The sequence below is a fragment of the Streptomyces clavuligerus genome (assembly GCF_005519465.1).
GTDB classification, from domain to species: Bacteria; Actinomycetota; Actinomycetes; order Streptomycetales; family Streptomycetaceae; genus Streptomyces; species Streptomyces clavuligerus.
This window is the reverse complement of the sequence record NZ_CP027858.1, coordinates 2,236,572-2,254,901: the sequence shown is the minus strand read 5'-3', so window position 1 is coordinate 2,254,901 and position 18,330 is coordinate 2,236,572. Positions and strand designations below refer to the sequence as shown.

Genomic DNA, 18,330 nt, shown 5'->3' with positions numbered 1-18,330 from the left:
CTGCGGCCGCTGCCCCGGCCCCTTCCGTCCCCGCCCCGGACCGGGCCGGTGACCGGGCGCCGGGTGCCCCCGCCTCCCCCGCGGCGGGGACCCCGTGACCGGCGCTCCCCCGCCACCGGACGGGCCCGACCCGCGCGCGGCCTGGATGGTCGTCCGGGACGCGCAGGACATCGTCCCGCCCGGCCAGGAACTGCCCCCGCTGATGCTGCCGTTCGAGGCCGGTGACCCGCGCGGCACCACGGGCGGCGAGGGCCCGCACGGCCCCGCGGGCGCCGCCGTGGACGCCAGGGGCACGACGGCCGCCGATCCGTCGGCGGGACCGCCGCCCGGCACACGGGGCCCTGTCCCGGCCGTCGCGGCGGTGGTGCGGCTGTGGACCGGCGGCGGCCCGGCGGGCGGGGCCCGGGGAAGCGCTCCCGGGAGCGCGCCCCGGGCGGCGGGGAGCGGGGACGTGTCCGGCGGTGGCGGCGCGCGGACCGCCGGACGGATGTCCGGCTCCCCGCCGGGGCCCGGCGGGCCGGGCGCGCACCCGTACGCCGCGACGGGCGGTGTCCGGACGGGGCGGGAGACCGCGCCGGACGGCCCGTCCGGCGCGGTGCGCGCCGACCGGGGCGGGGGCACCGCCGACCCGGGTGCCGAGGGCCGCCGCCTCGGGAACGTCCTCGCGCGCGCCGCCGCCGTGACCGCCGGGCTGACCGTCGCCGGAGCCGTCCTCGGGCTCGTCCGCGACCAGACCATCGCGCAGATCTACGGCGCGAGCACCGAGAGCGACGCCTTCCTCGTCGCCTGGACCGTGCCCGAGATGGCCGCCACCCTCCTCATCGAGGACGCGATGGCGCTGCTCCTGGTGCCCGCGTTCAGCCACGCGATCGCGCACCGGGCCGCGCCGGGCGCCGCCGACGGCCGCCTCCCGGGCGGCGGCGGGGAGGACCCCGTGCGGCGGCTGGTCTCCGCCACCTTCCCCCGCTTCCTCGCCGTGCTCACCGTCGCCACCGGTGTGCTCGTCGTCTTCGCGCCGGAGTTCGTGCACGCCCTCGCCCCCGGCTTCCGCGACCCCGGGCTCGCCGCCGACTGCACCCGGCTCACCGCCCTCACCGTGCTCACCTACGGAGTCGCCGGGTACTTCAGCGCCGCCCTCCGCGCGCACGGGCGCTTCCTGCACCCCGCCGCCGTCTACATCGCGTCCAACGTCGGCATCATCGGGACGACGCTGCTGCTGCACTCCGTCTGGGGCGTGCGCGGGGCCGCCACCGGGGTGGCCGTCGGCGGGCTGCTGATGGTGCTGGTGCAACTGCCCTCCGTCGTCCGTCATGTGGCGCTGCCGCCGCTCGGCCGCCGTCGCGCCGCCCGCCCGCGCCCCGCGCCCGCCTCCGCCTCCACACTCGCGTCCGCGCCCGCCTCCGCCGCCGGACCGGCCGCCGCGCCCGTGCCCGGGGGACCGCGCCCCGCGCCCGCCGCCGTGGCACCGGCGGCCGCGGCGCCGACGGCCGCGACCCCGGCCGCCGGGGGGCGGATCGCCGGGCCCGCCGTCGGGATGGCCCTGCTCGCCCCCATCGTGTTCTTCGCCGTCAGCCGCCAGGCGCAGGTGCTCGTCGAGCGCTTCCTCGCCTCCTCCCTCCCCGGCGGGGCGATCTCGCACCTCAACTACGCCCAGAAGATCGCGCAGATGCCGATGGTGCTGTCGCTGATGTTCTGCACCGTCACCTTCCCCGTCGTCGCGCAGGCGATGGCCGGGGGCGACCACGAACGCGCCCGCCGCCGGGTCGAGCACGACCTCGCGCTCGCGGGGCTCGTCGTCCTCCTCGGGACCGCGCTCATCCTCGGCTGCGCCCCGCAGATCGTCGATGTGCTCTTCGAACGCGGGGCCTTCGACGCGCGGGACACCGCCACCACCGCGTCCGTCATGCGCGTCTACGCCCTCGGGCTCATCGGCCACACCCTCGTCGGCGCGCTCGGCCGCCCCTTCTTCTCCTCCGGCCGCCCCACCTGGTTCCCGGCCGCCGCCATGGCCGTCGGCCTGGCCGTCACCGTCCTGGCGGGCTCCCTCGCGGTCGGGCCCCTCGGGGTGCACGGCATCGCCGCCGCCAACGCCGCCGGTATCTGCGTCACCGCGCTGCTGCTGCTGCGCGGGCTCGGCCCCCGGGTGGTCGCCATCGAGGTCCGCGCCGTCAGCCGGGCCATCGGCCGCCTCGCCGTCGCGACCGCCGCCGCCGCGCTCGCGGGCCGTCTGGCCTGCCCCCTCCTCGACGCCGCCCTCCCGGGCCCCGCGGCCCTGCTGGGCGGAGCGCTCGTCGTGTCCGCCGTGTTCGCCGCCACCGGGTACGCGGTCCGTGCTCCGGAGGTGGTCCATCTGCTGGCTCTGGTGCGACGGAGGGTGCGTCATGTCCGTTGACGCGGTGGGGGCGGTGTCCTGGGCGGGGTGTGTCCCGGTGCGGACCGGCGGGTCCGCCGGGCGGTGCGGGTGGTGCGCGGTGGTTTCCGTCCGGTGCGGTCGTGGGCGGTGGGTGGCTGTGCCGCGGCGGCTGCGGGCGGGTGGCCGTGCTCCGGAGGTGGTCCATCTGCTGGGTCTGGTGCGACGGAGGGTGCGTCATGTCCGTTGACGCGGTGACGGCGGTGTCCCCGGCGGGGCGGCGCCCCGGGCGGCGGGGGCGTGCGCCCTGGATTCTGATGTACCACGCTGTGGCGGACCCGTCCGACGACCCCTACGGCATCGCCGTCGCTCCCGCGCGGCTCGACCGGCAGCTCGGCGCGCTGCGGCGGATGGGTCTTACCGGGGTCGGGGTGGGCGCCCTGCTGCGGGCGCGGGCCGAGGGCCGGGACCGGGGGCTGGTCGGGCTCACCTTCGACGACGGGTACGCCGACTTCACCGAGGCCGCCCTGCCGCTGCTGCGCCGCCACGGCTGCGCGGCCACCCTGTTCGTGCTCGCGGGACGGCTCGCGGGCGGCAACGACTGGGACCCCGAGGGGCCGCGCCGCCCGCTCCTCGACGAGTGGGGCGTCCGCGGCGCGCTCGCCGCCGGGATCGAGATCGGCTCGCACGGGCTCTACCACGTCGACCTGACGGTGACGGACGACGACGGCCTCCGCGAGGAGACCGTCCGCAGCCGGACCTGGCTGCGGGAGCTGACCGGTACCGCGCCGGACGGCTTCTGCTACCCGTACGGCACGGTCGACCGGCGGGTCCGGACGGCGGCGCGCGCGGCCGGGTACGCCTACGCCTGCGCCATCCGCCCGCCCGCCGGGCTGAGGGCCCGTACGGAGGCGGACACGCCGTACGGCCCGTTCGCCCTGCCCCGTACGCACATCAGCCACGGCGACGGCCCGCTGCGGCTGCGTGTGAAGCGGCTGCGGCACCGGCTGGGGGCGTGAGCCGCCGATGAGGGCGCTGCATGTCATCACCGGGCTCGGAGTGGGCGGGGCGGAGCAGCAGTTGCGGCTGCTGCTGCGCCATCTGCCGGTGGAGTGCGACGTGGTGACCCTGACCAACCCCGGACCGGTGGCGGAGGGCCTGCGCGCGGACGGCGTCAGCGTCCACCACCTGGGGATGGCGGGGAACCGCGATCTGCGGGCGCTGCCCCGGCTCACCGCGCTCATCCGGCACGGCCGCTACGACCTGGTGCACACCCATCTGTACCGGGCGGGCGTGTACGGGAGGCTCGCCGCGCGGCTCGCGGGCGTCCGCGCCGCCGTCGCCACCGAGCACTCGCTCGGCGAGGCGGAGATCGAGGGCCGTCCGCTCACCGGCGCCACCCGGGCGCTCTATCTGGCGACGGAACGGCTGGGCTCCGCGACGGTCGCGGTCTCGCGCACGGTCGAGGGGCGGCTGCGCGCCTGGGGGGTGGCCGGGGACCGGATTCACGTCGTCCCCAACGGCATCGACGCGGCCCGCTTCCGCTTCGACCCGCGCGCGCGGGCGGCGGTGCGTGCCGCGCTCGGCATCCCGCCCGGCGCGTTCGCCGTCGGCGGGGTCGGGCGGCTGGTGGCGGGCAAACGGTTCGACGTCGTCGTGCACGCGGTGGCGGTGATCCCCGGGGTGGTGCTGCTGATCGCGGGGGACGGCCCCGAGCGCCCCGCGCTCGAAGCCCTGGCGGCCCGTCTCGGCGCGGCCGACCGCATCCGCTTCCTGGGCGAGTGCCCCGACGGCTCCGGAGGTTCCGGCGGTGCCGACGGCTCCGGAGGGCACGGTGGCCCCGTCCGGACGGATGACCCCGCCGGTACGGACGGCTCCGACGGGACGGACCGGTGCGACCGGACGGACGGCACCGGCGGCACCGGCGGCTCCACCGGCACTGGCACCGGCACCGACGGCGGCTCCGGCACGGGGAGCCCGCCGCCCGCCGTACGGCCCCCCGCACCCCCCGAGGACCGTCCCCCGGCAGCGGGGGGCACGGCGGCCCCCGGCGAGACCCCGCACACCGCCCCGCCCTCCGTCCCCGCGCCCCCTGTCCCCGTGCCGACCGTCCCCGCGCTGCTGTCCGCCGTCGACGTTTTCGTCTCCGCGTCCCGCGAGGAGGCGTTCGGCCTCGCCGTCGTCGAGGCCCTGGCCGCCGGGCTGCCGGTGCTGCACAACGCCTGCCCCGCCGTCGAGGACCTGCCGCGCGGCCGGGCGCCCGGCGCCCGCCGGATCGACGGGACGGCGGACACCCTCGCGGCGGAGCTGCGCCGGGAGCTGGCCGCCGGTGCGCGGCGGCTCGAACCGCCGCCCGCCGTGCGCCACTACGACATCGCCCACAGCGGTGAGCGGCTGATGGAGATCTACGGCCGGGTGGTCGCCGCCGCCGGACGGCCCCCCGCCCGCCGCGCGCCCCTCCCGCCGTCCCGGCCCACCGCCCCGGCCCCGTCGGCCCCGCCGCAAGCGCCGTCCGCCCGCGCCGCGCGCCCGCCCCGTTCCCCCCGTTCCGCCAGACCCCCGGCGGCGCCGTCCGCACCCGCGACACCCGCCGCACCGCCCTCCACACCCCCCACCCCTTCGTCAAAGAGAGCACCCACATGACCGACTCACCCGAGCAGGAGCCCACCGCCCCCCGGGAGAAGCGGCGGTTCCGCACCCGGATCGCCGCCGTGCTGCGCTGGTGGCCGCTGCCCGTCTGCGCGTTCACGGGGGCCGCGGCGGGGGTCGCGTACGCGGTGGCCGTACCGCCCGAGTACGCCGCCACCAACCATGTCGTCGCGGTGGCCGCCAAGGACGCCCCGCCGGGCGCGGCCCTCGGCTTCGCGCAGGCGTACGGGCGGCTCGCCACCGGCGACTCGACCATCGCCTACGCCCGGGTGGCCGCCGGGCTCCCCGCCCGGGTGCTGCGCACCCGGGTACGGGCCGAGACCTCGCCCGACTCGCCGATGATCGCGATCACCGGGACCTCGCGCCGCCCCGCCGAGGCGGCCGACATCGCCAACGCGGTCGCCGACGCGGTGTTCGTGAGCGCCAATCAGGTCGCCAAGAGCACCGGCGTCCAGCTCGTCGGCTTCTCGCAGGCGATCCCGCCCCGGGAGCCGGTCTCGGCGGGCCCCCGGCTCGCCGCGGCCGTCGGCCTCTCGGCGGGCGGGCTGATCGGCGGGCTGATCGTGCTCGTCCGGCCGCGCAGACGGCCCCGGCCCGCGCCCCCCGCCGTGTCCGTGTCCGTGCCCGCTCCGGCGGGGGCGGCCGACGCCGTCGAACGGGAGCGGGCCTGATGGGGCGGGCGGGCGCCGGACTGCGGGTCACCCTCTGCCGTGACCCGCGCGCGTTCGCCCTGCTGCGGCCCGAGTGGGACGCGCTCCAGCGCCGCTGCGCCGGCGCCACCCCGTTCCAGAGCCACGCCTGGCTGGAGTCCTGGTGGTGCTCGTACGGGGTCCCGGGGCGGCTGCGGGTGGTCCTGGTCCGCCTGAACGGGCGGCTGGTCGCCGCCGCCCCGCTGACCCTGGTGCACCGGCCGCTGCCGCTGCTGGTCCTCCTCGGCGGCCCGGTCTCCGACTACGGCGACATCCTCGTCGACGACGACCACCGGGGGTGCGCCGTCGCCGCCCTGGAACGGGGGCTGCGCCGGGCGGCCCGGCACGCCGTGGTCGATCTGCGCGAGGTACGTCCCGGGGCGGCGGCCGAGGCGCTGTACGAGAGCTGGCGGGGCGGGCGGCGGCGGCTCGCGGACTCGGTCTGCCTGGAACTCCCCGCCGTCCCGATGGACGAGCTGGTCGCCCGGCTGGCGGCCAAGCCCGCCCAGCGGATGCGGGCCAAGCTCCGCCGGATCGACGCGCTGCGGATCGAGGGCCGCGCGGTACCGGAGGCGGAGGTGCCCCGGGCCGTGGCGGAGCTGCTGCGGCTGCACGCGCTCCAGTGGCGGGGGCGCGGGGTGACGGTGGAGCACCTGCGCCCCCGGTTCGCCGAGCACCTGGCGCGGGCCGCCCGCCGGATGGTGCGCGACGGCGACGCCGCGCTGACCGAGTACCGGCGCGACGGCGAGGTGGTGGCGGCGGGCCTGGCGCTGCACTCCGCCGCCCTCACCGGGGGCTATCTCTACGGCGCCCACCCGGCACTGAGGGAGCAGAAGGTGGACGTGACGGCGATGCTGCTGCGCCAGGAGGCGGATCAGGCCGCGCGCGCCGGGCGCCGGGTGGTGAGCATGCTGCGGGGCTGTGAGCCGTACAAGAACCACTGGCGGCCCGAGGCCGTCGGCAACCAGCGGCTGCTGCTGGCCCCGGCGGCGCTGGAGGGCGCGCTGCGGCTGCACACCGCCCGCACGGTGTGGCGCGCCCGCGCGGCGGACGCGGTACGGGCCCGGCTCCCGGCGGCACAGGAGTGGCGGGCCCGCCTCAACGACCTGCGGGCCGGGCGGCTGCACCGCTCCCGGGACCCGGCCCCGGGCGGGCCGGACCTGCCCCGGGACCCGGTCTGACCGGTGCCCGCCACGGCCGGGGCCGCCGGTCAGAGCCACCAGGCGAAGGACCGGCCCAGCGGCCAGGACGGGACCTCGACGCAGATCCGCCGGGTGCCGAGCCAGCGGGCCACCCGCTCCCCGAAGTCCACGGGGACGCACCACTGCCGGGAGTTGACCCGCCGCAGCGGCCCCCCGGCCGCCCCGGCGTCCGGCACCGGCCCGGGGGCCGCCTTGACCGGGGCCTGTGCCACCGGCACGGGCGTCGGCTTCGGTGCGGTCACGGGTGGTGTCGTCCGGGTGGGCTGCGGCGTTGGAGTCGAGGGCGGTACGGACGACGGTGCGGACGGGGCCACGGCGGGTGGTCCCGACACGGACGGGGACGGAGGAACGAGCAGTGGTGCGGACGGTACCGGGGCCGGTGACGGCCGTACGGGCGCGGGCGCTGCCGTCGTCGTCCGCACCGGCGCCGGTGCCGGTGCCGCCGTCCGGGTCGGCGCCGCGGGGGCGGCGGGCGCCGTCGGGTCCGCGACCGGCCGCTGGGGGCGGCCCGGCGCGGCCGGTGAGGCCGCCGAGGGGCTGCGCGTGGGCGCCGGTGTCCGGGTGGGGACCGGCGCCGGGGCCGTCGTCCGGGTCGGAGCGGGCGGGGGCACGGAGGAGGCGGTCGGAGTGCGCCGCGGCGTGGGATCCGCCACGGGCGCCGTCCCGGCGGGCCCCCACAGCGGATGCGCCACCGGGTCCGCGACCGGCGCGGTACCGGAGACCCCCGGTGCCGTCGCGGTACCGGACGCCCCCGGCGCCACGGAGCCCCCGGGTGTCACCGGGGACGGCACCACCGGCGGCACGGGGGTCACGGGCGGCGCGGGCGATACCGGCGGCACCGTGACCGGTTTCGCCAGCATCTCATGGAAGACTTTCGACGATTTGGGGTTGTCATCGCACTGCCAGACGCCATGCGGACAGTAATCCGTGATGGTCTGATAAAGCGGCCGGTGTCGCTCGATCCATTCCAGCATCCCCCGCATGTAATCGGGGTTGTCGCCGTTCCGGAACAGCCCCCACTCGGGATAGGAGATCTGCTTGTTGTGCGCCCTGGCGAATGCCACCTGATCGTGGAGACCGTAGGGAGCGGACGCCTGCTCCTCGAAGGTGCGGCCCGGGGCCTGGTCGTAGGAGTCCATGCCGACGATGTCGACCACGTCGTCCCCCGGGTAGCAGAGGGTCCAGGGAACCGCGTCCCGGCCCCGGTTCGGCGCGAAGTCGAAACGGAACCGCTGCCCGGGGACCGAGCGCAGCGCCGCCACGGCCCGCCGCCAGTAGGCGCGCCAGGACCGCGGGTCGGGCCCGCAGCGGTGCGCGTACGTCGTCCCGTTCATCTCCCAGCCGAGCACGACCACCGTGTCCGGCACCCCGAGGGAGACCAGGCGCTGCCCGAGCGCCCGGAAGTGGTGGTCGAACCGGCCCGCCGCGCCCGCCCGCAGCTTCCAGCGCACCAGCCAGTCCGGCACCCGTTCCTCGTTCCGGTCCAGCATCGGCACGTTCAGCACGAACAGCCGTCCGTCCGCCCCGCGCCGCCAGCGCGCCCAGTCCTCCAGGAAGCCGAGGCCCGAGCCCTCGATATTGCTCCAGCGGTCACCGGGCAGATAGGTGTGCCCGACGGTCAGCTCGGCGCCGCCCAGCCACTGCGAGAGCTGCTGCATCCGCGTCACCCCGGCCGGACCGTAGTCGAGATAAGCGCCCATCGGCACCGCTGAGACCCCGCGCGGTGCGGTCGGGGCGGCCGTGCCGGGCGGGGTGGCACCCGCCGCCCGGTCCACCAGGACGCCTCCGGATGCCAGCAGTCCGGCGGCGACCGAACCGGCGCAGGCGGTGGTGAGACGGCGGTTTCGACGGGCCATGGTTCCTCCCTGGAAAACGGCTGACGCGATCCGGCCGGATGCGCCGCCGCAATGGGGCGGGCGGCGTGTCCGGCAGTGGTTCCGACCGTAGGGAGTAAGTCCTACTTATCGGCAGATTGACAACACGTCAGTACCCCGATCGCGTAACCGCCAGGGGCTTTCCGGAGCATCCAGGTGAACAGATGAAAAGCCGACAGCCGAAAGGGTGAAAAGCTGTGACGCCGCTGCCGCTCGTCGATTCCGGGACACCGTTCCGGAATTCCGTGGCCGCCCCTTTTGACGCCGGGGTCCCCGCGCTGGTGCTCCGCCTCGACCACAACCCCTTTCACCACGGCACCCTCGGAGCGGTCAGAACACTGGGCCGGGCGGGCGTCGAGGTGCACGCGGTGGTCGAGTCGGCCGCGAGCCCCGTGACCCGCTCCCGCCATCTGCACACCGCGCACACCGTGCCGCCCGGATTCCGGGGCGTGTCCGGGCCGGTCGACCCCGAGAGCACCGTGGAACTCCTGCGGCGGGTCTCCGAGCGGATCGGGCGGCGCGCGGTCCTCATCGCCATGGACGACCTGAGCGCCGTCCACACCGCCGCCCACGCGCACCGGCTCGCCGGGCGCTATCTGCTGCCCGCCCAGCCGCCGGGGCTGCCCGGACTCCTCGCCGACAAGGCCGGGCTGGCCGGGGTGTGCGCGGCGGCCGGGATCGCCCACCCGCCGAGTGTGCTGCTCGCCGGGGAGGACGACATCCCCGGGGCGGTGCGGCTGCTGGGGCTGCCGCTGGTGGCGAAGTGGAGCAGGCCGTGGCTGCTGCCGCCCGCCGCCGGGCTGCGCAGCACCACCGTGGTCCGCTCCCCGGCCGCCGTCCGCGCGCTCTGCGCCCGGGCCGGGGCGGCGGGCAGCCCGCTGCTGCTCCAGCGCTATCTCCCGGACGGCCCGGACACCGACTGGTTCTTCCACGGCTGCTTCTCCGGCGCCGACCCCGGCGCCGACCCCGGCACCGACCCCGGCGACGAGGCTCCCGCAGCCGCAGCCGCAGCCGCAGCCGCAGCCGCAGCCCCTCCCGTTCTCGCTCCCGCTCCTGCTCCCGGGTCCGGCGTACCGGCCACGGGGCCCGGCGCCGGAAGCCCGACCGCCTCCGGGTGGGGCGCCCCCGTCTGCCTGCTCGGCGGCAGCGGGCGCAAGGAGCTGTCCTGGCCGCCCCGCGCCGGGCTCACGGCCAAGGGCCGGTGGGCGCCCCACCCGGAGGCGGAGGCGGCGGCGCTGCGGCTGGTCGCCCATGTCGGCTACCGGGGCATCCTCGACCTCGACTTCCGGCGCGACCGGGCCACCGGCGCCCTTCAGCTCCTCGACGCCAACCCCCGGCCGGGCGCCCAGTTCCGTCTCTTCGCCGGACCGGCCGGCGGCCACGGCCCGGAGCTGGACGTCGTCCGGGCGCTCTACCTCGACCTCACCGGCCGACGGGTCCCCGCGCCGCCCGCCCGCCCCGGCCGGGTCTTCCTCGCCGAGAACTACGCGCTGCTCTCGGCCCTCACCCCGGTGCGCGGGGGCGGAACGGGCGGCAGCGGCGCCGGTGCGGACCGCGCCGGGGTCGAGACCGCCTGGTACGCCCCCGACGACCCGCGCCCCCTGTTCGCCATGGCCCGCGCCTGGCTCGCCCGGGGCGCCGCCAAGGCGGTCCGCCGACCGCGTTGACCGCGCCCCCGCCCACCCCCTCTTCCTCCCCGAGCCCCTACCCCCACCGTCCGACGTTCTTCCCCGACCGAACGAGACAGAGGAACGAATCCACCATGTACGACCTGGCAGTGATCGGCGCGGGCCCCTACGGGCTCTCCATCGCGGCGCACGCCGCGGCCGCCGGACTGAGCGTGAAGGTCTTCGGCAGGGCCATGGCCTCCTGGCGCGACCACATGCCTGAGGGCATGTTCCTCAAATCGGAGCCGTGGTCGTCCAACCTCTCCGATCCGTACGGCGTCCACACCCTCCGGCACTTCAGCGAGGAGCACGGGTTTGAAGCGGTGCACGGCCGTCCGCTGTCGATCGCCGCCTTCACCGAGTACGGCCTGTGGTTCGCGGAGCACGCCGTCCCCGGCGTCGACGAACGGACCGTCATCCGGCTGGCACCCGCAGGGAACGGCTACAGCGTCGAGACCGCCGACGGCGAGTGCGTCCTCGCCCGCACCGCCGTCCTCGCCGTGGGCGTGATGCCCTTCGTCAACATCCCCCGGCAGCTCGACGGGTTCTCCGCCGACCAGGTCTCGCACAGCAGCGGCCACCGCGATCTGAGCTGCTTCCGGGGACAGGACGTCACCGTGCTCGGCGCGGGACAGGCCGCCCTGGAGACGGCGACCCTCCTCGCCGAACAGGGCGCCCGCCCCCGGCTGATCGCCCGCAGGGCCCGGCTGAACTGGAACACCCCGCCCGAACCCCTCCAGCGCGGACCGCTGCGCACGCTCAGCACCCCGCACAGCGGGCTGGGCACCGGCTGGACGAGCTGGGTGTGGTCCGAGGCGCCCTGGGCGGTGCGGAGGCTCCCCGGGGCCGCCCGGCAGCACATCGCCCGCACCGCGCTCGGCCCGGCGGGCGCCTGGTGGCTGCGGGAGCGGTACGAACGGCGGGTGCCCGCGCTGCTCGGCCACGGGCTGCGCGCCGCCGAGGCGCGGGGCGGCCGGGTGCTGCTGCGGCTGGACACGCCCGGCGGGGCGGCCATCGCCGTGGAGACCGACCATGTGATCGCCGCGACCGGCTTCACCCCCGACCTGGCCCGGCTCGACCTCCTCGACGCCTCGCTGCGCCGGGCCGTCGCCACCACGGCGGGCGGCGGGCGGGCCCCCGAGCTGAGCGCCGGATTCGAGTCCTCGTACCCCGGCCTCTTCTTCGCGGGCCTGCTGACCGCGCCGTCCTTCGGCCCGTCCATGCGCTTCGTGCACGGCGCCACGTTCACCGCGCACCGCCTGGTCGAGGGGGTCCGCAGGCGACTGCGCACCAGGACGGCGGTCCGTCTGCCGCGCCCGGCCGCGTCGCCCGCCTTCGTCACCCCGGGCGCCCCGGGCACCCCGGGGTCGGTCCGCAAGCGCTGAGCCGTCAGTGGTCCGGTGCGGGGTCCGCCTCCGGGTCTCCGGGGTGGGCGGGCCCCGCGCCACCTCGGCCTCCGAGCGAAATCATCGACTAATTCGAAGGAATGTGGTCTCATGCGATCCCGAATCGACAGGCCGCGGTTGCGGCGCGTCAAGGGATCGCCAGGAAAACACCCCATCGGGCGGTGCGCGAGAAGGGTAAGGTCGCGAATTTTCTCGAAAATCTTTGCGATCGACATCCCGCATTCGAACCTTGATTCTAAATTTTGCCGAATCGAAATAGCATCCACCGGGTCCCGGTGACAGCGGATTTCCCGCCTGTGGTCAGGATTTTCGAACGAGGGTTCTGGCTTTAAAGTGGTCTAGTCCTCTTATCCGCTGATCCTTATCGTCCTTCCTGGGCGGCGCCTGGTCGCTCAGGTGAGGAGAGAGCCATGGCTCTGAAAGTCGGTAATGCTCGCACCTACGGGGCGATCACCATCGCCCCGACCGCGACCTACTGGAACATCTGGAACGACCGGGGATCGCGGGCGCACAGTGATGTCTCCATCTTCGAGCCCCGCGTCAAGCCGTTCTTCGCGGATATAGGACAGAAGGGTTTCACCCTCGGCCATGTGGCCCGGCGCAGCCATGACGACATCAACGGCAAGAGCGCGACCGTCATGCCGCTGTATGTGAGCGTCCACCCGCCGGAGCTGTTCGCGCCGCCGGTCCGCTGGGATCTGGTCTGGACCGACCGCGGCTCCGGTGCCCACTCGGACGCCTCCATCTGGCGTCCCGTCCCGCCGCCCGGCTATGTGGCTCTCGGCGACGTCTGTGTGCGGGGCTACAACGCGCCCTCCCTGCCCGACTACCGCTGCGTCAAGAACGGGGACGTCAGGGGGCACACCTATGTGCGCGAGGCGACGATCGGGGGCTGCATCTGGAACGACCGGGGCACGGGTAGCGGTTCCAGCGTCTCCCTGTGGTCCATCACCCCGCCCAACTACCCCCCGGACAACGTCGAGCGGCTGATCCTCGGTGTCGACACCTTCGTCGCCAACAGCAACCACGACAAGCCCACCCGCACGGTCTACGTCCTGGACCTCCCCGCCCAGGTCACCCAGCAGAACCCCCCGAGCGTCCCGGTCATGAAATCCCCCGGAATGCCCCAGCCCCGGGAGTTCGGCAAGGTCACGGACCACACCGTCATCGTCCCGTGCAGTGTGGTGAAGGACGTGGGGCTGACGGCCGGCCAGCAGGTAGACCAGACGCCCTTCTACACGCTGGAGCGGCGGGTCAGCTACTACTGCCAGATGCATTACGACAACACCACGGGGCCCGTCCAGCAGACCAATGAGCAGACGGTGACCACCGGTGTCAGCAAGACCAAGAGCGAGGAGTTCAGCACCCGGACGAGCATCGGCATCTCCCGTACCGCCGGTATCTCGATGCAGGGGATGGAAGCCTCCCAGACACTCAACTTCAGCATCGAATTCGGGTACAGCGTCCGCTACGACAACACGCAGTTCGAGGAGAACTCCAACAAGTGGTCCCTGAGCGTTCCGCCGAAGACGGCCGCGTCGCTCTGGTCCCCCCGCCACGAGATCATCGCCCTGCGGGACGACGGCACCGCCGTCGGCGGACAGGGCGGCATCTCCTTCGACGTCGAGTCCCGTGTCTACGTCCAGTACACGCCCCCCGGGAGCGCCGCCGCCGCGCCCCCGAGCGGCGAGGCCACCCAGCAGTCGGACATCTCCCGGCACGTCATCGCCGGTGACCCCAACCCCTTCGGGACCATCGCCAAACGCTGACCCCGACGGCCCCGCTCCCTCACCCATGGAGGGAGCGGGGCTTCCTGTTGCCGTCAGGCCGCCGGGTCCGCCTCCAGCGGGGGTGGCATCGGGACCACAGCGGGGGTCGCCATGCCGTTGTGGTCGAGCGAGTGCTCGTCCATCTCGACACTGCGGATGAGCACCCCCGGGATGAGCTCGATCCGTGCGAGCGCCTGCGTCATCGCGTCGAAGAGGCTTTCTTCTGGTGCTTGTCGCCCAGTGCCATGGCCGTACGTCCACGCCCGCCGCCAAGCCCTGGAGGGCCCTTCGGGCCTGTCCACCCGAACGAGCGAGGCCGGGGCCGCGCCGGGTCCCCGGCACCCCCTACGGCCGTAACCGGTCGGCGGGGTGCGCCGGGGCCGGGCGGCGCAGGATCTCCGGGGGGCGCAGCAGCCGGTCCCACTCGCGGTCGGGCACGCCGGGCAGGGTGCGCCCCGAGCCCGCCCACTCCCGTGCCAGCCGTTCGTAGATCGGGCTCTCGCCGCCCGGGGCCGCCCCTCCGGCGGAGGCGGGGCCGAAGGGCATCTGATGAACGCGCTGCCACGGGGCAGCGGGAAAAGTTCTCGCCATGCGCCGCCAACGCCCGCGGACCCGGTGGCGTCACCGTCCGGGCGGGGGTGACCGGAAGCGCGTGCCGCCCGGCCGCCGCCCCGCTGCGAGCCGGTGTGCCCCCGAGAGGCTTCCGCTCCCCCCGCGCGCCCCCGTCCGGCGGGACCCTCCGGGCGTCCGGGCGACACGGAGCGCGACACGGGCCCCGAAGCGCGGGACCCGACGGCAAAGGTGGTGATGATACGGAAACGGTAAGAGCACAGTGATACGGAAAGCGGCCTGCCCACAGAGCCCAAGGGGAGCGATGCGACGACACATCACCGCGGCGCTGTTCCTGTCGGCGCTCGCGCTCGGGGCCACCTCCTGCCGCCCGCTGCCGGTGGAGCTGTTCGGGGGCCCCGCGCCCGCGCGGGCCACCGCCGGGGCACCCGACGCCAAGGGCCCCGGCGGGGTCGCCTGGGTCGGGGACGCGGTGGACGTCGGCGGCTCCGGGTACGGGGAGCATCTGCGGCTCACGGTCACCGGACAGGTCGATCCCGCCGTCGGCGCCCGCAGGGGCGAGGACACACCCCGCGCCGGGACCCGCAGGATCGGCACTCGCCTCTCCGTCCTCAACTTCGGCGGCAGGCCCTTCGACGCCTCCCGCGCCCGTGCCTGGGTCGCCGACGACCGGGGGCGGCGCTATCCCCGGACCGCCACCGGCACACTCACCACCGGACGCCCGCTGACCTGGCGGAATCTCGCGGTCGGCGAACAGCGCGACGGCTGGCTGGTCTTCGAGGTGCCGGAACGGGCACGGATCGTACGGTTCCACTGCGCCGTCGGCGGCCGGACCCTCGCCTGGCAGCTCCGCTTTCCCCCACCCGGGTGAACGCGGGCGCCCGCGCGGTCCCCCCGGGGCTAGGGTGCCGAGCCATGACTCTCGCGCACTCCGCCGGGACCAGCGTCCAGCGGGCCCGGCTGGGCACGGTGTCCCTGCTCGCCTGGATCGGCGATCCGCAGACCGGACACGACACCCCGTTCCTGCTGCTCTACTCGCTCGGCGACGGCAACGACGGCCCCCGGGGGACGATGGAGGCCATGGCCGTGCTGATCGCCGAGGCCGGGCTCACCCCCGGCGAACTGATCGACGCCACCGCCGCCGGGTCCCCCTCGCCGGTCCGGCTGCTGATCCAGAGCGGCTACGCGGTGCTCAACCTCCCCGGGGTGAGCGCCCAGTGCCCCGCCCCGGCCGAATGGCTCGACGCGGCCGCGCTGCGCGGGCACGCCCATCTGATCATCGGTGCCGTGCCCTGGCCGCAGGCCGTTCCCGGGCAGCCGGTCACCGAGGAGATGCTCCAGTCCTACGCCGGGCACGAGGACGTCCTGCTGGCCGCCGGGCACGCCCTGGTCACGGTCGGCCGGCTCCGCTGACCCCGTTCGGCAGTCCCTCAGCCGGAACCGGGAACGGAGCCGGAGCCGAGGGAGAACGGCAGCGCCGCCACCCGGTTGTCGAAACTGGAGTCCACCAGCCGGGGCGCGCCCGTGGCCCGTACCCGGGGTGCCCGGCTCAGCAGCGCGGAGAACAGCGCTCTCATCTCCTGCCGGGCCAGATGCGCGCCGAGGCAGTGGTGCGGCCCGCCGCCCCCGTACCCCAGATGCGGGTTGGGGGCGCGGGTGATGTCGAAGGCGTCCGGCTGGTCGAAGACCCGTTCGTCCCGGTTGGCGGAGGCGTAGAGCAGCACCACCTTCTCGCCGGGGCGGAACACCCGTCCGCCCAGGGCGCGTTCGGCGGTCACCGTCCGGCGGAACTGGATGATCGGGGTCGAGTGGCGCACGATCTCCTCGACCGCGCCGTCCGCGTACCGGTCGAAGTCCTCCGCCAGCAGGGCCCGCTGCCCCGGGTGGTCGGTCAGCAGGACGAGCCCGTGGGCGAGCGCGTTGCGCGTGGTCTCCACCCCGGCCACCAGCAGCAGCGAGAAGAACGCGCCGAGCTGACGGGAGGAGAGCCGCTGCCCGTCGATGTCCGCGCACACCAGCGCGGAGATCAGATCCCCGGTGGGACGGCGGCGGCGCTCCCGGGCCAGCCGCGCCATCAGCCACTGGAGGCCGCCGAGCGCCGCGAGCCCCCGGCCCGGCACTCGCAGCCGCCGCCGGGCGACGCCGACATGCTCGGACGCCCCGTCGATCCGGTGGGCGATCGGGGCCCGGCAGCGCTCCGGGACGCCCATCAGATCGCAGATGACCTCGAACGGCATCCGCGAGGCCACCGACGCGACGAAGTCGGCGGGGCGTTCGCGCACCGCGTCGGCCACGATCCGGTCGGCCACCGCGCGGATGTTCTCGCCGGTCGCGGCGAGCAGCCGGGGGGTGAAGGCGCGGGAGACGATCCGGCGCAGCGAGGTGTGCTCCGCCCCGTCCAGATTGACCATCGAGTCGCCGAAGACGGCCTTCGCCCAGGCCGCGGGCTCGGGGACGGTGACGCCGGGCGCGCTGGCGAAGTGCCGGGGGTCCCGGCTCGCCTCCTGGACGTCCGCGTGCCGTACCAGCGCCCAGAAGCCGGGCTCCGGGCCGAAGCGGACGGGGGTGTCCAGGGCGCGCAGCCGGGCGAACGCGGCCAGCCGCCGGGCGCGGGGCAGCCGCCAGAACGCCGGGTCGCCGAGGTCGGTCCCGGCACCGAGGTCGGTCCCGGTGGGGCTGAGCGGGGCGTTCACGGGCGGGAACCTCCTGAGGGAGCCGAAGGAGCCGGGCGGAGCCGAACGCCGCACGGAGCCGGAATCGGCCTGTACGGAGCCGGATCAGCCGCCGGGAGCCGGGGCGGAGCCGGACCGCCCGCACAAGACCGGACAGGCGGGCGATTCACCCCCTTTGTACCGCTTGTTGGGTCGGGTACGGCCACGGCCCGCGCACGCCGCGCGTCAGCCGTGCGCCCGCGCGCACTGCTGCGGAGGAGGGAACTTTGCAGTGATCCGGCCGACTGGCTCGTTGTCGTTGTGGCGGAGGACCCATCCGCCGCACCGACGGCCCATCGACACGGTGGGACGGCGCAGGACACAGAGGGGACAGAGGCACCGATGAAGTCGACCACCCGCGGGACCCTTGCGGCGGTACTGGCCTGTATGGCCTCGGCGGTGGGCGCGGCGCCCGCGGCGGCCTCGACCACGGTGCCGGTCCGGCTGCCGCTGGAGGCCCTGGAGACCGTCTTCCCGATCGACGCGCCGGAGCTGTCCACCGGGATTCCGGTACCGGTGCCGGGCCCGCCCGACGGGCCCCACCCGGCGCCGGGGCGGCTGCTGCCCGAGCGGCTGCTGCCGCAGGTGCCCTTCACGGCCGAACTCCCCGAGACCGTGGCCGCGCTCCCGCTGGAGCACCCGCTCCAGGACGGGAGGCTGGGCGTCGCCACCCTGGCGTCGGCGGCCGAGGAGCTCCGGCTCACCACCCCCGGCCTCGACCTGGGCGCGCCGCTGTCGCCCCCGCGCCCCGAACTGCTCGGCCAGCCGGAGCCGGTGCTCCCGCAGGCGGGGCTGCTCACCCCGACGCTCACCGGGGCACCCGGGGCGTCCCTGCTCTTCGGCTGAGCCCCGCGGCGACGGGGCCCGGCGCCCCGTCCCCGTCCGTACTCATCCGTCACTTTTCGCCCCCGTTCACCCCTGTTCGTTCCCGTCCGTCCGCCGCCCGGTCCCCGGCTCCGGCCCGGTTCCGGCACGGCTCCGGCACGAGAGGAAGCCCATGCGTATCCCGACCCGGTGGATCGGCCGCCGTACCGCCCTGCGCGCTCTCTTCACCGTGTCCGTGCTCGGGGGCACGGCCGGGGCGCTCGCCCCGGTCCTCGCCCACCGCTCCCGCACCGGCCGGCCGGTGCGGGAGGCCCCCGTACGGGAGCGCTTCGCCGAGGTATACCGGGGGCGGCGCATCGAGGGCGGTACGAACGCGCTGGTCCCGGCGGGCGGCGGGGACGGCGGACCGGCCCGGTCCGCCCCGAGCGCCGAGGTCCGGATCGACGGCCGTCCGCTCCCGGTGCTGCGCCGGGCGGACGGCAGCTATCTCAGCACGATGCACCACTACGAGTCGTTCCCGACCCTGCGCGCGCTGGCCCGCGCGGCGGTCGACGAGCTGGGCCCGCACGGCCCGGCCCTCGCGCTCGCCCCCGCTCACGGCCACTGAGCCCCGCCAGG

At 75.8% G+C, this 18,330-nt stretch carries 16 protein-coding genes; 12 read left to right on the top strand and 4 right to left on the bottom strand.

The annotated features are described in order from the left end of the window. Positions 1–94 precede the first annotated feature (94 nt). The 5 genes from murJ (at position 95) to CRV15_RS09055 (ending at position 6,869) form a co-directional block, all read left to right on the top strand. A complete protein-coding gene (murJ, locus tag CRV15_RS09075) occupies positions 95–2,392 on the top strand; it encodes a murein biosynthesis integral membrane protein MurJ (RefSeq protein WP_106437484.1) in 2,298 nt (765 codons plus the stop codon). 197 nt (positions 2,393–2,589) lie between these two features. Beyond that, entirely contained in the window at positions 2,590–3,369 is a 780-nt protein-coding gene (locus tag CRV15_RS09070) for a polysaccharide deacetylase family protein (RefSeq protein WP_009997413.1), read from the top strand. A 7-nt stretch (positions 3,370–3,376) separates the two neighbouring features. Further along, positions 3,377–4,993 (top strand): glycosyltransferase, encoded by a 1,617-nt coding sequence (locus tag CRV15_RS09065; protein ID WP_009997415.1) that lies wholly within the window; start codon positions 3,377–3,379, stop codon positions 4,991–4,993. After that, a complete protein-coding gene (locus tag CRV15_RS09060) occupies positions 4,990–5,670 on the top strand; it encodes a YveK family protein (protein ID WP_003961647.1) in 681 nt (226 codons plus the stop codon). Before CRV15_RS09065 ends, CRV15_RS09060 begins: the two co-directional genes overlap by 4 nt. Beyond that, complete coding sequence (locus tag CRV15_RS09055; protein ID WP_003961648.1) at positions 5,670–6,869, top strand: GNAT family N-acetyltransferase; 1,200 nt, start codon at positions 5,670–5,672, stop codon at positions 6,867–6,869. The genes CRV15_RS09060 and CRV15_RS09055 overlap by 1 nt, the downstream gene beginning before the upstream one ends. A gap of 29 nt (positions 6,870–6,898) precedes the next feature. On the opposite strand, the gene CRV15_RS37860 is transcribed toward CRV15_RS09055, so the two are convergent. After that, on the bottom strand, positions 6,899–8,746 hold the full coding sequence (locus CRV15_RS37860; RefSeq protein ID WP_003961649.1) for a glycosyl hydrolase: 1,848 nt from the start codon (positions 8,744–8,746) through the stop codon (positions 6,899–6,901). Between the two features lie 215 nt (positions 8,747–8,961). Between CRV15_RS37860 and CRV15_RS09045 the strand changes: the two genes are divergently transcribed. The 3 genes from CRV15_RS09045 to CRV15_RS09035 all read left to right on the top strand — a co-directional run bounded on the left by CRV15_RS09045 (position 8,962) and on the right by CRV15_RS09035 (position 13,606). After that, entirely contained in the window at positions 8,962–10,431 is a 1,470-nt protein-coding gene (locus CRV15_RS09045; protein ID WP_003961650.1) for a hypothetical protein, read from the top strand. 95 nt (positions 10,432–10,526) lie between these two features. Next, complete coding sequence (locus CRV15_RS09040; RefSeq protein WP_003961651.1) at positions 10,527–11,816, top strand: NAD(P)-binding domain-containing protein; 1,290 nt, start codon at positions 10,527–10,529, stop codon at positions 11,814–11,816. Between the two features lie 431 nt (positions 11,817–12,247). Continuing rightward, a complete protein-coding gene (locus CRV15_RS09035; RefSeq protein ID WP_003961652.1) occupies positions 12,248–13,606 on the top strand; it encodes a Vps62-related protein in 1,359 nt (452 codons plus the stop codon). A gap of 53 nt (positions 13,607–13,659) precedes the next feature. On the opposite strand, the gene CRV15_RS35885 is transcribed toward CRV15_RS09035, so the two are convergent. Both CRV15_RS35885 and CRV15_RS09025 read right to left on the bottom strand, forming a co-directional pair. Beyond that, complete coding sequence (locus CRV15_RS35885; protein ID WP_009997416.1) at positions 13,660–13,809, bottom strand: hypothetical protein; 150 nt, start codon at positions 13,807–13,809, stop codon at positions 13,660–13,662. A gap of 142 nt (positions 13,810–13,951) precedes the next feature. Further along, a complete protein-coding gene (locus CRV15_RS09025) occupies positions 13,952–14,152 on the bottom strand; it encodes a hypothetical protein (protein WP_009997417.1) in 201 nt (66 codons plus the stop codon). Between the two features lie 328 nt (positions 14,153–14,480). On the opposite strand from CRV15_RS09025, the gene CRV15_RS09020 reads away from it, so the two are divergent. Both CRV15_RS09020 and CRV15_RS09015 read left to right on the top strand, forming a co-directional pair. After that, the gene (locus tag CRV15_RS09020) at positions 14,481–15,047 is read left to right on the top strand and encodes a DUF4352 domain-containing protein (RefSeq protein ID WP_003961654.1); all 567 of its coding nucleotides are present in this window, start codon (positions 14,481–14,483) and stop codon (positions 15,045–15,047) included. Positions 15,048–15,091: 44 nt separating this feature from the next. After that, positions 15,092–15,589: a DUF5949 family protein gene (locus tag CRV15_RS09015; protein WP_003958241.1), complete on the top strand. Its 498-nt coding sequence runs from the start codon at positions 15,092–15,094 to the stop codon at positions 15,587–15,589. 17 nt (positions 15,590–15,606) lie between these two features. Here CRV15_RS09015 and CRV15_RS09010 read toward each other — a convergent pair whose 3' ends face one another. Further along, positions 15,607–16,869, bottom strand: a complete 1,263-nt coding sequence (locus CRV15_RS09010; RefSeq protein WP_003958242.1) for a cytochrome P450 — start codon at positions 16,867–16,869, stop codon at positions 15,607–15,609. Positions 16,870–17,229: 360 nt separating this feature from the next. On the opposite strand from CRV15_RS09010, the gene CRV15_RS09005 reads away from it, so the two are divergent. Both CRV15_RS09005 and CRV15_RS09000 read left to right on the top strand, forming a co-directional pair. Then, positions 17,230–17,733 (top strand): hypothetical protein, encoded by a 504-nt coding sequence (locus CRV15_RS09005; RefSeq protein ID WP_003958243.1) that lies wholly within the window; start codon positions 17,230–17,232, stop codon positions 17,731–17,733. 151 nt (positions 17,734–17,884) lie between these two features. Further along, positions 17,885–18,319, top strand: coding sequence for a tyrosinase family oxidase copper chaperone (locus CRV15_RS09000; protein WP_003958244.1), 435 nt, complete (start codon positions 17,885–17,887; stop codon positions 18,317–18,319). Positions 18,320–18,330: the final 11 nt, after the last annotated feature.

What these genes read in the sequence shown, in the direction of transcription:
- CRV15_RS09070 (WP_009997413.1), top strand. Translation starts at nt 2,590, where the DNA reads ATGTCCGTTGACGCGGTGACGGCGGTGTCCCCGGCGGGGCGGCGCCCC.
- CRV15_RS09065 (WP_009997415.1), top strand. Translation starts at nt 3,377, where the DNA reads ATGAGGGCGCTGCATGTCATCACCGGGCTCGGAGTGGGCGGGGCGGAG.
- CRV15_RS09060 (WP_003961647.1), top strand. Translation starts at nt 4,990, where the DNA reads ATGACCGACTCACCCGAGCAGGAGCCCACCGCCCCCCGGGAGAAGCGG.
- CRV15_RS09055 (WP_003961648.1), top strand. Translation starts at nt 5,670, where the DNA reads ATGGGGCGGGCGGGCGCCGGACTGCGGGTCACCCTCTGCCGTGACCCG.
- CRV15_RS37860 (WP_003961649.1), bottom strand. Translation starts at nt 8,746, where the DNA reads ATGGCCCGTCGAAACCGCCGTCTCACCACCGCCTGCGCCGGTTCGGTC.
- CRV15_RS09040 (WP_003961651.1), top strand. Translation starts at nt 10,527, where the DNA reads ATGTACGACCTGGCAGTGATCGGCGCGGGCCCCTACGGGCTCTCCATC.
- CRV15_RS09035 (WP_003961652.1), top strand. Translation starts at nt 12,248, where the DNA reads ATGGCTCTGAAAGTCGGTAATGCTCGCACCTACGGGGCGATCACCATC.
- CRV15_RS35885 (WP_009997416.1), bottom strand. Translation starts at nt 13,809, where the DNA reads ATGACGCAGGCGCTCGCACGGATCGAGCTCATCCCGGGGGTGCTCATC.
- CRV15_RS09025 (WP_009997417.1), bottom strand. Translation starts at nt 14,152, where the DNA reads ATGCCCTTCGGCCCCGCCTCCGCCGGAGGGGCGGCCCCGGGCGGCGAG.
- CRV15_RS09020 (WP_003961654.1), top strand. Translation starts at nt 14,481, where the DNA reads ATGCGACGACACATCACCGCGGCGCTGTTCCTGTCGGCGCTCGCGCTC.
- CRV15_RS09015 (WP_003958241.1), top strand. Translation starts at nt 15,092, where the DNA reads ATGACTCTCGCGCACTCCGCCGGGACCAGCGTCCAGCGGGCCCGGCTG.
- CRV15_RS09005 (WP_003958243.1), top strand. Translation starts at nt 17,230, where the DNA reads ATGAAGTCGACCACCCGCGGGACCCTTGCGGCGGTACTGGCCTGTATG.
- CRV15_RS09000 (WP_003958244.1), top strand. Translation starts at nt 17,885, where the DNA reads ATGCGTATCCCGACCCGGTGGATCGGCCGCCGTACCGCCCTGCGCGCT.